General features: G+C 37.7%; 17 protein-coding genes and 1 pseudogene. All 18 read right to left on the reverse strand.

Going from position 1 to position 13,998, the window contains the following annotated elements; genetic code table 11:
- Positions 1-115: 115 nt before the first annotated feature.
- The 18 genes and pseudogenes from HZ311_RS07010 to HZ311_RS07090 all read right to left on the reverse strand — a co-directional run bounded on the left by HZ311_RS07010 (position 116) and on the right by HZ311_RS07090 (position 13,988).
- The gene (locus HZ311_RS07010; RefSeq protein ID WP_071866055.1) at positions 116-934 is read right to left on the reverse strand and encodes a DUF3037 domain-containing protein; all 819 of its coding nucleotides are present in this window, start codon (positions 932-934) and stop codon (positions 116-118) included.
- Between the two features lie 5 nt (positions 935-939).
- Positions 940-1,737 carry a HipA family kinase gene (locus tag HZ311_RS07015; protein ID WP_178946554.1) on the reverse strand — a complete coding sequence of 266 codons (798 nt, stop codon included), beginning with the start codon at positions 1,735-1,737 and terminating at the stop codon, positions 940-942.
- Positions 1,738-1,959: 222 nt separating this feature from the next.
- On the reverse strand, positions 1,960-2,853 hold the full coding sequence (locus HZ311_RS07020) for a peptidoglycan recognition protein family protein (protein WP_023520193.1): 894 nt from the start codon (positions 2,851-2,853) through the stop codon (positions 1,960-1,962).
- Positions 2,854-2,921: 68 nt separating this feature from the next.
- A complete protein-coding gene (locus HZ311_RS07025) occupies positions 2,922-3,179 on the reverse strand; it encodes a holin (protein ID WP_023520194.1) in 258 nt (85 codons plus the stop codon).
- Between the two features lies 1 nt (position 3,180).
- Positions 3,181-3,414 carry a hypothetical protein gene (locus HZ311_RS07030; RefSeq protein WP_023520195.1) on the reverse strand — a complete coding sequence of 78 codons (234 nt, stop codon included), beginning with the start codon at positions 3,412-3,414 and terminating at the stop codon, positions 3,181-3,183.
- A gap of 10 nt (positions 3,415-3,424) precedes the next feature.
- The gene (locus HZ311_RS07035; RefSeq protein WP_023520196.1) at positions 3,425-3,553 is read right to left on the reverse strand and encodes an XkdX family protein; all 129 of its coding nucleotides are present in this window, start codon (positions 3,551-3,553) and stop codon (positions 3,425-3,427) included.
- Positions 3,546-3,893: a hypothetical protein gene (locus tag HZ311_RS07040; protein ID WP_023520197.1), complete on the reverse strand. Its 348-nt coding sequence runs from the start codon at positions 3,891-3,893 to the stop codon at positions 3,546-3,548. The genes HZ311_RS07035 and HZ311_RS07040 overlap by 8 nt, the downstream gene beginning before the upstream one ends.
- 12 nt (positions 3,894-3,905) lie before the next feature.
- Positions 3,906-6,092, reverse strand: a complete 2,187-nt coding sequence (locus HZ311_RS07045) for a BppU family phage baseplate upper protein (RefSeq protein ID WP_137072730.1) — start codon at positions 6,090-6,092, stop codon at positions 3,906-3,908.
- Complete coding sequence (locus tag HZ311_RS07050; protein WP_178946484.1) at positions 6,093-7,139, reverse strand: hypothetical protein; 1,047 nt, start codon at positions 7,137-7,139, stop codon at positions 6,093-6,095.
- Entirely contained in the window at positions 7,139-8,167 is a 1,029-nt protein-coding gene (locus tag HZ311_RS07055; RefSeq protein WP_178946485.1) for a phage tail protein, read from the reverse strand. The genes HZ311_RS07050 and HZ311_RS07055 overlap by 1 nt, the downstream gene beginning before the upstream one ends.
- 8 nt (positions 8,168-8,175) lie before the next feature.
- Positions 8,176-9,006, reverse strand: coding sequence for a phage tail family protein (locus HZ311_RS07060; protein ID WP_178946486.1), 831 nt, complete (start codon positions 9,004-9,006; stop codon positions 8,176-8,178).
- A 1,414-nt stretch (positions 9,007-10,420) separates the two neighbouring features.
- Positions 10,421-11,017: pseudogene (locus HZ311_RS07065) on the reverse strand (putative HNHc nuclease); the annotation flags it as partial.
- 5 nt (positions 11,018-11,022) lie between these two features.
- Positions 11,023-11,697: a Sak single strand annealing protein gene (locus HZ311_RS07070; RefSeq protein ID WP_178946555.1), complete on the reverse strand. Its 675-nt coding sequence runs from the start codon at positions 11,695-11,697 to the stop codon at positions 11,023-11,025.
- The gene (locus tag HZ311_RS07075; protein ID WP_178946556.1) at positions 11,690-12,031 is read right to left on the reverse strand and encodes a hypothetical protein; all 342 of its coding nucleotides are present in this window, start codon (positions 12,029-12,031) and stop codon (positions 11,690-11,692) included. Before HZ311_RS07075 ends, HZ311_RS07070 begins: the two co-directional genes overlap by 8 nt.
- 217 nt (positions 12,032-12,248) lie before the next feature.
- A complete protein-coding gene (locus HZ311_RS15915) occupies positions 12,249-12,374 on the reverse strand; it encodes a hypothetical protein (protein WP_269153474.1) in 126 nt (41 codons plus the stop codon).
- 138 nt (positions 12,375-12,512) lie between these two features.
- Complete coding sequence (locus tag HZ311_RS07080) at positions 12,513-12,701, reverse strand: hypothetical protein (RefSeq protein ID WP_077151697.1); 189 nt, start codon at positions 12,699-12,701, stop codon at positions 12,513-12,515.
- A 151-nt stretch (positions 12,702-12,852) separates the two neighbouring features.
- Entirely contained in the window at positions 12,853-13,251 is a 399-nt protein-coding gene (locus HZ311_RS07085) for a hypothetical protein (RefSeq protein ID WP_178946380.1), read from the reverse strand.
- A gap of 11 nt (positions 13,252-13,262) precedes the next feature.
- Entirely contained in the window at positions 13,263-13,988 is a 726-nt protein-coding gene (locus HZ311_RS07090) for an ORF6N domain-containing protein (protein ID WP_178946557.1), read from the reverse strand.
- Positions 13,989-13,998 lie beyond the last annotated feature (10 nt).

Raw genomic sequence — 13,998 nt, forward strand, 5'->3', positions numbered from 1 at the left:
TTGGTTAGGTTTTGAATGGAAATATGGACGAGTTGATACAATTAATTGTATAACGTAAAAATCAACACCAAGAACGATTTTTGAGTTTTTACAGTCTCAAATTTACATTTTATTTCTAATTTAATCCTTGAAAAATTAAATTATTAGTATATTCCCCAATTGAAATAATTTCTATATTAGGGGCCAAACAGCATAATTTTTTTTTAACAGAGTCCATAAAATCTTCATCATAAAATTCAGAATTCCCCATAACAACTTTGATGTTTTTTTTATAAAAGTAATCGTGATTTTCTAACATATCAATTTGAAATTTATTAATTTGATCAATTATATCAGTTTTCCTTTTATAATCGAAGCTCAATACCTTAACTAAAGTAGTGTTATACTCAAAATCAACTACTTCTCGTTCTGCCAAATCGTGTATCTTCGGTACTTTAACATGCTCTTTTAAATTCAAGTTTCTAAGTTCTTTACTCAACAATCGTTTAACTTCTGGTGTCGTAATTCTCTCTGACTTAGGTCTATCGTAATACAGATAAGTCCTTATTAAATCATTAATATCTTCTAATAAAGCAGCCCGAGAGGAAACGAGTTCTCTCACTTCTGAAAATTTAAATTCATTAACATAATATTTTGTTATATTAGAAATAAAATTATCAGAATGTATATTATCGAATCGTTCCTCATCATAATCTTCTAACTCCAAAGAAGGATAATCAAAGTAGTAAGAGAATGTCTCACTCATTAATTCCATATAATCTTTATCAAATTCGTCATCAAAAGATTTAAGCCTATTAATATTCTTAGTCCTATGAAATTTAGAATACTCTTCAGAAGGGCAGTGAATAACAATACCAAAAATTACGGATTCTTGTCGAATTATACTGGGAATATAATTACATATAGAATAATTTATTTTTATTGCGTCATTCATAATTATTACCCTCCTTTTCTTTTTGAGTACGCATTCTGTAACTGGATCGTAATACCTTCAATTTGTTTCATTTGTTCCCATATTAACTCAAATGAACTCTCTATTTCTTCTAGTTTTATTCCCCAATCATCGGGAATATCTTGAAATACAGATTGAACATCTGTTTTATTTAAATTTTTTACTTTATCTTTAGTATTATTATAGCAGTTGTAACCTGTAAGCTGTGAAGAAAATGCCCGATAATTTCTCCCAAGTAAATTATCTACCACCATAGGACTTTTTCCTTTTAACTGTCTAAGCTCGTTTGCAGACCAAATCTCTCCGTTAATAAATATGTGAGAATGATCAATTGCCAAAACTTTTTTCTCTTTTTTATCATAATACAAATTCCCATCATTTTTAGCTCTATCATTATTCAAAATTATTTGATCAAAAACTAAAATCTTAGAAATATCTGCTCCATTAATAGTGTTTCGTGCTAAAATAGGTGAAATTTTTGGAGTACCAGCTCTATATTCGCTTAGAAAGCAAGTACAAGCGAGGGCATTCGTTTCTAACAAATGCGGTGTTTTAGAAATGACGGCTTCAGATAATTCAGCAACCATACAATCAGGCATTGGAATTTCAAGCAATTTCCCAAGCCTGTAAGCGATCAACTCATTATATAAAATTTTAGCACTGCAAAAGTCATGTAAATATTTCATTACATAAACTTTTCCATCATCAGCCTGTACTCGAACAGGTTGTGTTACTCCATTTGGAATCCGCCCTAAATAATTCGTAACTTTTCGTATTGTACTCACCCGATTTCATCTTGTCAATATTATATTAAAAATTATAATATTGTTTAACATTATTAACAATACGGAACATATGTTTAAACTCAACATAGATTTTCTAGCTTGAATAAGTATTTAGATAATTTATATTTTCTATGTACCACCCCTCAATTGATATGCATTCCAAAAAAATTAGAATTAAATTCTAATTTAAAGTTATGTTCATCAGGTGAGAGGCTATGTTTTTTATCGCTTAGGAATCGTCAAAACATACTCAGGGAATCGAATGTCGACTGTTTGTCCATTGATCGTATTTCCGTTCGGATCGTTTGTTCGTCGTAACATCGGAAAGACTCTTTTCCCTGCAAATTTTCGGATATCTAGTGTGCCATCCAAACCAAATCGCAGGCCACTAGGTAATCCATATGCTGCATTCACATCATCTCTGATAATACCGGCTGATTTACAACGTCCAATTTCGACATTCGGATTGTCGGCATCCATCCAGAAGACATATCCCTGATTTAAATACGCTGCACCATTTTGCGGAACCAACCATCCAGCAATCCGGAATGTACCTAGTCGTAACTCGTTGAACACTTCTAACTTACCTACATAGTTCCCACTCGTTTTTGGTGGGCTCACTAAAATAATTTGATCATGCGTTAAGTTATTCCCAGATCGTAATCGTTCACGAACCGTATTCATATTGATACCTGGACAGATATTCGAGGCATGGCCGCTGAATTCGTTATGCCCTAGTACATCGTTGACGGATAAACCAAAACGTTGCATAGCCGCCTTTGCTCGTTCTTCAAATGCTTTTTCTTGTTCAGCTGTAAATGAGCCATTGCCAACAAGGCAAATGTGGTAAGTTGGTGTATTATGTCCACTTATACCATTTGTCACATCATTATCGAAGTAGCACCATTGTACGGTACCATCTCGTAAAATGATTTCATGATAGCCACCTGTTCCCCAGCCTAATGTGCCATTCCAATGGTTCTGAAACGCCCAAACGTCTCCGGTTGTTGTTGCAGAATGGTGACGAGCAATTTTAGTTACTTGAGAAACATTTCTTTTGGCATTGGTTGGTCCTAAAATTCTTGAATCGCCTCTTAAATCTTGGATTTTTGTCATAATCAATTCCTCCTAATTTTTTATATAAAAAAACAGCCCTTTGGCTGTGTTTTTCCTTTGCTAATTTGTCATTCTTCCGACTGAATAACACTGTTTCCTAAATCAAATAATCCACCAGCGGCTAATCCTGAAACAGCTCCGGCCCATGCGTAAATCGCTAAATCTTGTGGTGCTAGGGTCACTGCGTATAAAACACCTAACAAAATACCCGCAATCACATTGATCACGGGCAAGAGTTTGTAATCCTTCATTTGTGTTTTAATTAACCCTGTGACACCGACGACTAGTGGTGTAATAATACTTGCAGCAGCTAAGATTTCTGTCATTTTATTTTCTCCCCTTTCCAATTTGTTTAAAAATAGATCTGATTTGTTCTTCAATAATTGAAAGCCGATTGCCATAGTCAATCTGACTTTTTTCTACCCGAATGATCGTCTTTTCTAATTTTCCTAACGTGTGATCAAGTTTCGTGAACATCGCATAAAATTTCGCCACACCTACGATCAATGTGCCGCCGAGTGTTATGATCGCTATCCACTCCCCGATAGTAATTCCTTCCATAAGTCACCGCCTATTCTACTTCTCTCAGTAGTTTTTTTAATTGTTTTTCAGAAATTGCTAACGGCACAAACATTCGGACTTGTTCGGCAGTGAAAAAACCTTGGCGATACATTCGTTCAATTTGTTCATAACTAAACATCTTGGAGCGCCTCCTTTACTTCGGCCAACTGATTGGCAAGTTGGATATCATTCATCATGAGTGTGGCATTCAGTTGTCCCATCTGTTGAATCTGTTCACCTTTACATTCATCTTGCTTTTTTAATTCTTCATACAAACATTCAAGATTTTCCAATTTTTCACGAAGTGTTGCGTTTTCTAATTCTTGCCAACGGTTTTCTGTCGGAATAAAAAACTGATCTGCTAATTCAATTCCTTTTAATGGTGGGACATCTGTATACGGAACAGATATCACACTATCGTCCAAGACTTTCCCAACATACTTCCCGCCTGTTCGTCCATACTGCCAAATTGATTTCATATTTTCCTCCTTTTATGTTACCAAAACTTCTTTGATATACACTTGATCAACACCCCAATTATTCACTGAAGCAGTGGTAAAATTAGTTTCTGTCACAAGCGTGACATGTTCTCCAGCATTAAACTTTCTTACACAAAACCAGCCAACATCATTGCGCCAATTCAATGAACCAGCGATACCAGCTACACGCCAGTCGCTCGCTCCGTTTACACGCATCCCAAGATAAGCATGGTAACTGTCATCGTTCGTTTGACAGGTAAATTTACCGACAAATTGGAGCGCACAGTTTTTTAGAATCGTTAAAGTTTTATTATCTTCAGATAGTGTAAATAAATCATTCGTTTTTGATCGCTCATTATCATAAGCATACGGATTACCCCAATTTAAAACAGTGCCATTCGAAACAGGTACTCCTACTAATCTTCCACCAATTAAGGATATTCCAAACTTTTCAGTTGATATACGTTCACCTTCAATATAAGGATGGTCACAAAAATCCTTTGTTCCTTCAATAGACTGTGGCTCTGTCAGACTTACTTTGTCGTTCAATCTTTTTTCAGTGTACTCAGGTGTAACATCCCAGCTATAGTCGTATAGATTATTACTGTCTTTCAAACCTTCACCAAAGTACTTGTAGAATGCGATTGGTGGTGTTGCCGTATCTCCTTTTTCTATTTTTATCCAATCAATTCTGACAGCCCCTGTTGTTCCAGAAGGCATCTGATATATCCTTAGGTTACTTGGTGAGGCACTACCTGTTAGGTTATCCGCTGTTGGTGTAAAAGTAATTCTCCAAGTATCTGCTACGCCCTCTACTGGTAACATATCATCTATCCTACATCTACTCTCTTGACCTGTAATGTATACTCTAAATGATTGTGTGGTAGGTTTCGTACCTTTCAATGTTAACGTATAGGGTTGTCCTACAATAAAGTTTTCTGTCATATCCTTAGCGTAAAAAAGCCAAGCATTAGATGAGTATGGGAAGGGTTGTTCCTTATTACCCAAATTAGCATTCAATGGTACTTTTGAAATCTGATAAGGTGCAATTAATAGATTAGGTTGATGCGGTGTAGCATCTGCACCTTCTTCTATTTTTAGCTTTCTTATTTTAAGTGTTCCTGTTGGGATTGTCGTGTTACTTACCGTTTGCCAAGTAAAATATAATACTTTAGGCTCACGGCCTTGATAATCTATAGTCGAAGTCCCTTTCACCGTAACCCATGTATTTCTAGGCACATCACGTGGTAATCGTGAAGTTTGTATAAGAACTTGTCCACCATCTGTATAAGCATAGTTAGCAAAAACTTGTGTAACATCCCCTGTATAATCAGCCCCCACATACATTTCGCAACTCATCGTATACTGTGTTTTATCCTTTAAGTACACACTTGTTTCCGGGTTAGTATTCCATTTGACTAATCTTCCACTACCGTCCATTACAACGGTATATTCACCGTTTTCATATGTTACCGCACCACCGTCTCCCCATTTAAATGTATCTGAGTCAGTCATAGCTAGGTTAGGATTCCCTGAATAGTCGAAATTACCAAAATCAATGCTGTTTGAGTACATCCGTTTTAGATTACCTAGCTCGTTGATTTGTTGCTCAGTTTGATTAATTTTTTCATCCAGCATTTTTACTTTTTCTTCCAAACTAACCGATTGGTCATTTGCTCGAGCAAATAGTTTTTCAATCTCCTGTTTGGTTGAATCCGTCAATTCTTCGACTTGCTGGGCAAACCAATTAAACCCATTGAAGTAATAGGCATCAATTTCATTTGTCGTTTCTTCCAAAGGACTACGATGGATCCTGAACCTAAATCGTCCAGCAGTATCAAGGGACTGTTGATTTGGAAAGTTTACATAAACAGAACCCTCTACAACTCCCTGATACCCTAAAATATTCTCTTCTAATACAACATGCACATGACCATTGACCGGATCATCTACCACAGCTAAATAATCATGTCTCGCTAGCCCATCCTCGGCCGTCTCCAAAGGAAACGTTAATCGAATTGGAATAAGTGTTCCTTTCGGGATAGAAAAAGCCACTCCTTCATTTTTTAAAAAGAAGTCGATTTTTGCCGTTCCACGGTCATGAGAATAAAAGGTGGTCCCGTTGTCAATGATAGCTTGTTGGACCGTATCAATAACAATGGGTTTGTTTGCCACCTTAAAAAACTGATTTTCTTCCATTTACAACACCGTCCCTTTAGTTACAATCAGTCCGACACCTGCAGTTTGAGTCGCTGTACTAGCAAAACCAGAAGGCGTGGTTCCTCGTAAAGTCGCTGAGTCACAACGAAAACCTACGGTATTTCCAGAACCCGAAATATCTCCCACGTTAATTTCTGCCATAAGTCGTGAATGAATCGCAAGCGCTTGGTTCACAAAAGTAGTTCGTCCATAAACATTCATCTTCGAGGCCCCGCCACAGTAAAGCGCATTATAAGATGCTTGTTGGGTAGACTCCCCAAATTTACAAGAAGCGATCGCCATATAACCGCCTTGCTCATTCATGATCCCATATCTTCTGCCTTGGAAAATAGGAGCATTCGCAGTATCCACTATTTGAATACCTAAAATTTGAAAATAGCCACTACAGAAGAAAAAGCCAATACTTCTGACTTTTACAGGCAAATCACGAGTAGCTGGAGCTAACGTTTCTTGACTTTGAATGGTGCGAATAACCAATGTACTCCCCTGAATATTCGCTAATCGGACATCTTCTAAATACACCCCGTCTTCTACCCAGATAGTAATCGAAGAAAGATTTAAAAGTGGAATCATATTGACGGCCATTTGGATGGTTTGAAAAGGCCGTTCCTCTGATCCAACTCCTGTCCGATCATCCCCTCGTGTAGCAGAAACGTAGATGTTTAATGTTGCTGCACTAGGTGAAAACAGTTGTTGAATGACTTCGTTAATCTGTTCGACTGAAGCCCCTTGATTGGCTAATTGAAATTTTAGCTCACGTATTCGCCTAGCAACACCTTGTTCTCCGCTTAATAATCGATCGTTTAAGGTTGGGTGTGCCGTACCCTCATGATCCACTCGTGCATCTACCACTTCAGTTGGTGAATTTCCTCCGACACTAAGGACTAGATTAGAAATACGTTGGTTGGTGGCACGCTGTTGTGTATGGATTGAGTCGACTTCTTGTTTTGTTTCACGGACATTATGGTTAAATAGTTTCTTCCATTCACTTGAAATCCGATTACTGATTAATTCTTTTAAATTCATTACACCACTCCTTTCTGTCGTAATTGAACCAATAGTTTCGTCATTGTTTTTTTAGTGTTCGAGAGAACCACTTCAGGTGGTTTCTTCGGTACTAAGGGAAATGTTTTAAGCCCAACTACTTGGATATACGTAGAAATTCCCATCGGCTCGTAAATAAAGGGAACATGATCGCCTTTTTGTATTGGCGTCTTCCACTTCAACTTAACAACACCTGAAATATTTGGTGTATCTTGTAGTTCATTTCTTAAGCGTTCCATCATACTTTCCTGATGATGATAGCGTTCATCTCGAACAGGATCTTGAATTCGAATCCCCCATTTTGCCGATTCTTGACTGGTAAGTGTGACTGGAGGAAAAACATAATCACTCTCCCGAGGATTATCTGTTTCCACACCTTCTTTTAATGCGCCAAATCCACGAATCTGGGTTTTTAAGTTGTACGTGTCGATATCGAATGTCACTTCATCCGTATTATGCTTAAATCGAATCGGCTCATGGACTTTTTTTCCAAACGCATCTGCAGACATAAAGCGTAAATGTTTATTATCCGGAACAACAACTAAACGAAAGTCCTGTAGGACTTCATTGATCAACCGTAAATAATTCGCATCTCCAAAGTTTTCCTTATCGGTTGCTGGAAACCCACCGCTTAACTGCCAAGTAAAACCACGAGCACCTGTTCCTAGTATGTGCATCAAGAGTTGCATCGGGGTTCGCCGACCCGTAATTTTATTGTATTGATACCCGTGTTGAATCGTGTAATAGACATGTGTCGCCACTACTCTTTTATACACCGCTTCTCCAACTGCCGACTCTTGCATTTCTTTGATGACAAATTGTTGGCCTTGAAAGATGACAGAAGACTCGTAAGTCACTAAATCATACACAACACTATTTCGAACTGTTTTTCGAATAACAAAACCGACTTCCCACGTTTCGTTCATTTGCCAGTTTTCATAAAAAGACCCCTGATCGTAATCGGTCAGGAGTTCTTCTTGTGTTTCTTCATAATTTCGAATCGTTAACATTGGTTCACCTACTTATAAAGAAATCGGAAATCCCATTCGGATTTCACACGACTGATATTTTGTAATTCAATGTGATTTTCGCCGGGTGCTAATGTAATCACTCCATGGTTCGTATCAATACCGCAAGAGACCCCATTTTTACGCGGATAGACACTTTCTAGCACTAAAGATTCTCCGTAGCGACGATGCAGTGGCGGGTAATAAATAAAACGATCACCGGTGGTTCGATTGAACAAGATAAACTCTCCGTCTGATTCCCCTTCGATTCGAATCGTTAAGTCATGTTCTCTGGGATCAATCGTGAAATCTCCCCCGTTAAAAATAGTAAACCGACTCGTTTCATGGGTATATTGATACTCTTCTGCCACTAAACCTTGTGAAAATTGCCAGTCCTCTTCTAAGTCAAAGTTAGACTGAGTACTTGCGATTGATTCGGAGCTCCCAGGGAACACCGTGAAAGAAAGGGCGAACATTCCTTTTTGAGGCATGATTTTTTGTACTTCCCAGGGCTCCGGAACAACTCTAAATCGTTTCCCAGGCTCTCCAGAATAGCAAATGTAGTAAGGATCCTCTCTGTAAAATAAACTTCTCATCTCGTTAACGACCAGTCGCCAATCGTACAGATTTCGCGAAGCCAATCGGAAAACCAAGAAGAATGGAAAGCTGTCGTAGGCAAAGTTAACCAGGCGACTTCCATCGCTTCCTGAAAATTGTTCAAAATGATACACAGGCTCAGGAGAACCCGGGCCCACATCTGCAATCCTTATCCCTTCAAATAAAGCGTTGAAATGGATAGTTCCTTCTTCACAGATTAAATAAATTTGTGTTTCATCATGCAAAACCCACACCCCCTGTGTATTGTCTTTTATACATTTGTCTTCCTAGAGATTGGTCAAAAGTACTGGAAATCTTCTCTCCATCTAGGATTGAGTTCACCTTGATTGGACGACTATTCAGCACCCGTGCCAACTCAGCCATATCTACTGATGAAGATTGGTGGACAATCGTTTGACTGATTTTTTCGTTGGAAAGCTCTCTCCACATACGTGCAGAACCTAAAGCAACTTCTGGCGTGGTAATTTTCAACATGCCCGCCGACAAGTTATCTATCTCTTGGTAAACAACTCCTGCATATTTTTCGATACCTGCGGCAACCCCCTCTGGAATCCACCGTCCAACCTCGTTCGCCATGACTTTCGAAGGACTATTTATATCCAATGCGCTTTTCATGGTGGCGGCAACCTGATTGGCAATTCTATTTGCGGTTGCCAATACAGATGCTGTACCGGCATTTAATCCAGCATTCAATCCAGCCATAGCATCACGACCCACTCCATTTAGCTGGTTAGGCAATCCTGAAAAAGCAGATACAACCGCCGAGCTAGTTCTTGATGCAGTTAAAATAGGTTGCCTTACAGATGAATTCATTCCACTATTTAATGAACTAATTGCGTTGCGACCTGTCATTTGCATCTGATTTGGCAACTGATTGAAGGATTGTACAATCCTATTTGATATATTTCTGGAAGTTGCGACAACCCTGCTCGACTCTGCCATCATTCCAGAATTCAACCGACTCATAATATCTCGACCAATCGATTGAAATTCACTTGGCGTATTAGTAAAGGTACGTATCAAATTGCTATTCAAAGCTTTCACAGTAGCTAATTGTACTTGCGATCCACTTTGGAAACTCATATTCATAGAATTCATACTATTGGAAGCTACCATAGGAAGCGCACTCAACGCGTTAGCTACATCAGGAACAACTTGATTAAAACTTACTGTCATATTTTTGATACCAATGTCAGTTTGTTTTACCATTTGGTCAACCAACTTATTTACTTCCGCAACAACCACTGGACTAGTGGCTGCGATTCCCGTTGCAAGACCTTCTCCCACTGCTTGTCCGTACTCAGCATAGATACCTTGGTTCATATGGCTAGATAGTTCATTATTTGGAGTGTCTGCGACAGCTTTAGCACTTTGTTGCACAGCCTCTTGACTGCTATCAATCCCTTGTGCTATCCCTCGACCTACCTCTGTTCCACTTTCCTTAGTTTTTTCTGTAGTCATCTCAGCTTGAATAGTATTTTCTGGTATCATTCCTATAGCTTTGGCTGCTAACTCAACATCAGCATTAGATTGATTAATTCCTTCACTTAATCCTTTACCTGTTTCTTTACCAGTCGGAATATAACGATTTGCTTGTATGGTTTCCTGAAACATTGTTTCTGGAGTTTGTGCTACTTCTTTGTGCTTCTCTGTGTGATGAATTCTACAGAGCGCTGCGAACGTGTAATCTGAATGATCAATTTTCTTACGTTTTCGTCTACCCAATGCTTTATCAAAATGATCAATGTCAGCTCCTGTTCTTCCACAGATACAACAGACTCTTTTCGTAATACACTTGTACAAGTAGTATTCTTGATTCGCTGGTAAAATCTCATAACCTTCTTTGAATGGAATATGATGTTCAAAGATGAAATCTAAGATGATATTTGCTAGGATGTTTACGTCACTTACAGTTGTATCCGATTCGTCCTTGAGGCTTATTTTTCGCCCTGTGACACCTTCAAAACGAAAGTAGAAGAATTCCTTCCAGAAGTCCGTTGGCGTGCCTGTATCGATGAATATATCCCCTATGAGCGCATAGATGAAATTTCTTTGCTGGGCTGTGAAGCGACGTGGATCGATAAAACGCACTTCAATGATCCGATCACCTTCATAGCCTTCGTACATCGTTTTAAGTCGCTCGATGTTTACTTCTTCGTTGATTGTTGCGACAATGTCTTTTCCTTTGAACTTTCTAAGAACTGCTGAATAGGAATCGATTAATGAATTAAACACTTATTTCACTTCTTCTTGTTTAATTCATTTCTTTTTTTAGCAATTGCTCTTTCCATCAATCCGCATTGTTCATAAGATAACTGTTCAAGACTTTCCACATTGTCAGCAATCAGCCCTAGTTTCGCAGTCTGTTCGTTTACAAAATCAATTAACGTCTGAGTCATATCTTCTCCCATCTCTTCGTTAAATATCCCAAGGATTTCTTCCAGCATATTTAATTTTTTTATATCGATTCTCTGTGGTGCAGGTATATCCTCGCCTTGATAGACATACAATCCTAAACCATGTAACGCTAACGCCTTAACAAAACATCGTTTAAGTGCATTATTTATCTGAGTAGCATTTGGTTTTATAACCGCTTTGTTCGTATAATCAGTTACTGGAAAAAGCTCAGTTTCTGTGATTCCATGGATCGTTACAGACACCGAAACATAGACACCTGTTTCATCTAATAGATAGGGTTTAAACTCTTCCACAAGAAAATCTTGATGGGTTCCTGAAACAACTCTAAAGTGTTTATATTCGTTAATCGTTACTCTTGATTTCGGATCACTTTTTTTCATGATCTCCCAAGCGCGGGCCCACGATAAATAATCAAACTGTCCTTTCTTTTTTAAAACTTTGTCTAACTTTTTACTTGATAGTTTTTCAAAATTCGTAATATTTTTTGCTTCACTCATCAAACTTCGCCTCCATATCAGCGATATATTTTTTTCCTTGCCCGTAGTATGAGATATCGATCAAATTTCCTCTCTCATACTCATCTAGCGCATCAATCAAGCCATCTTCTATGACGTAGATATATTCTGGTTTATTTGAATGTTTTGATAGATGGATAAGATAGATATGATCCCAAAGACTCACAAAGTTTCCCAGATCATCTTGATCACATGCTAGTTCTTCATCCGTCAAAAGATTTCGTCTAATTTTTCGGTTATTTGTTCCTTTAATATTCATTTTTCCCCAATCAGGGTCAGTCAAATATTGATCTAGAGTGGAAAGTTCTTTTTCCATGTGTTAACATCTCCTTAGATGTGTTTTCTTTAGTGACTCTATGCTTGCAGGCGGAGTCACTTTTTTTGTATTTTTTCTCCACACTTTGAACAATACGGTCCATCCCATGGATGACACTGTTGTAGTAAATTATTGTTAAAACGTAATGTATAGCGACAATCCGGACAATAAAAAACATGTCTGTAAAATAGATACTCTTTTATTTTTTGTCTTAGTTTCATTTGATCTCCTGCCATTTCTTTTGTTTATTGATTAGCTGTTTGCTTAAAATAGTTGACTTATTGTCATACCACCATCTATCAGCAATCATTTTTCCTTTCTTCAAAGCTTCTCTTCGATTCATATGTTCTCCTTCCTTTCGAATCTAATAGGTTTATCAAAACCATTAAACTTGCGAAAATACTTCCTCCCACTACGCTGTAGTGCGCTACTAGTACGAGTAAACCTAAGATGGCTCCAATAAAAAGTGTGTCTGTCTTTTTCATAGTCTTATCTCCCTATTTTTAATTTCTAACATGCGTAAATCTTCAAGCTCCATCGCAATCAGCTCAGCTTGTCTATCTGATAGCTCATCGGCTTTTCTAAGCGCTGCACGATCATCCTGTAATTCTTTTCTACGTAGCCTTATAAGATTGAGAATTTGGTGTTCTTGTTGTACTGTGTATGCCATTAAATTATCTTCTATATATCCGTATTCAGTGTCGAAAATTCGCAATTCTATCTACGACATCAGAGCTACAAAATGTACGACTTTCAATTGCACAATTTGATATGATTTTCATAAACGATGGTTTTATGAGTGAACTTGAATCCCGTAACTACTAGAATCTCGCTCGCCTAACATAATCTTCGTACAGAGCGATGTATTCTTTTTTTGAAATTGGCGGCCTTTCAAAAGTCATTCCTGAAAAAATAGATGACTGTTCATCAGAATCTGTTACTTTTTCAACATTCAATTCATGATGCTCCTTACTGCCTCTAATAGTAGGGAGCGTTTTTACTATTTCTTCTGCAAACTCTAGCTTTTCAACTAATTCCTTTGCATCTTTCAATTGCTCTATGGTTAATTGGATTTTTTCACTAGACAGACAAGCGGCTGTATCATTTTCGTTTATGACAGTTGATCCTATATCTCTCGCAGCATTTAGAAATATTTGAGCGCCTTCCATCATCGTTTCCCATTCTTGCCATTTTTGTTCTAACTTTTTATTGATTTTCATTTAACTTCCTCCTACATTTCCAATTCTGTTTGAATCTGGTTAATGCGTTCTTTCGTCAAAGATGATGGCTCCCAGTTGTTAATGAAGTTCAAAGCTTTTCGGAAATCTTTATCTTTAATTCGCCCACGATTCGGAACCTTGAAAAGCTGTTTGATGCTCGATCCTAAATCTTGATACAACATACCTTTAGCATTTTGTCCCAGATGTTGTTCCTTGCAGATTTGATAAACCTTCTTTCGAACAGCTCGATCGATTGTGCCTTTATCTTCCGTAGTGATCAGTTTGTTTTCTTCGATATCTACTAAACGTTCGTCAATTTTATCAATGCGTTGATTTGTTTCTTCGTTCCCTTCTAAAGCTAGTAGGATTAATTCCCTATTAGATGTTGGGATTTGAGCTTGTTGTTTCGGATTGAAATAATTTTCTTCCAATTCATCAAACATATCCCACGCTCGATCCGTGCCTAACATTTTCGAATGACGACTCGCACCTCGTTTTGTGTAGAGAATAAGTTGATTTGCATTTTTTCCAACAAGGTCGAAATTTTCGACTCTGTTCTTAAAGTCCTTTAACTGCTGACCCCCCAGTCTATAAAAGTGTTTTCCCTCTATGAATTTTTCTTTATTGTTGTTAAAATTCTGTTTAATTTGTTTTTCTGTCGCATCGTAAAATTCCGCTAGTTGCTCCGAAGTTAATAAGCGTTGATTGTAAAATTCAATAATTTGCATTTGATTCATGCTGTTGCCT

The organism is Enterococcus mundtii (genome assembly GCF_013394305.1).
Taxonomy (GTDB): Bacteria; Bacillota; Bacilli; order Lactobacillales; family Enterococcaceae; genus Enterococcus_B; species Enterococcus_B pernyi.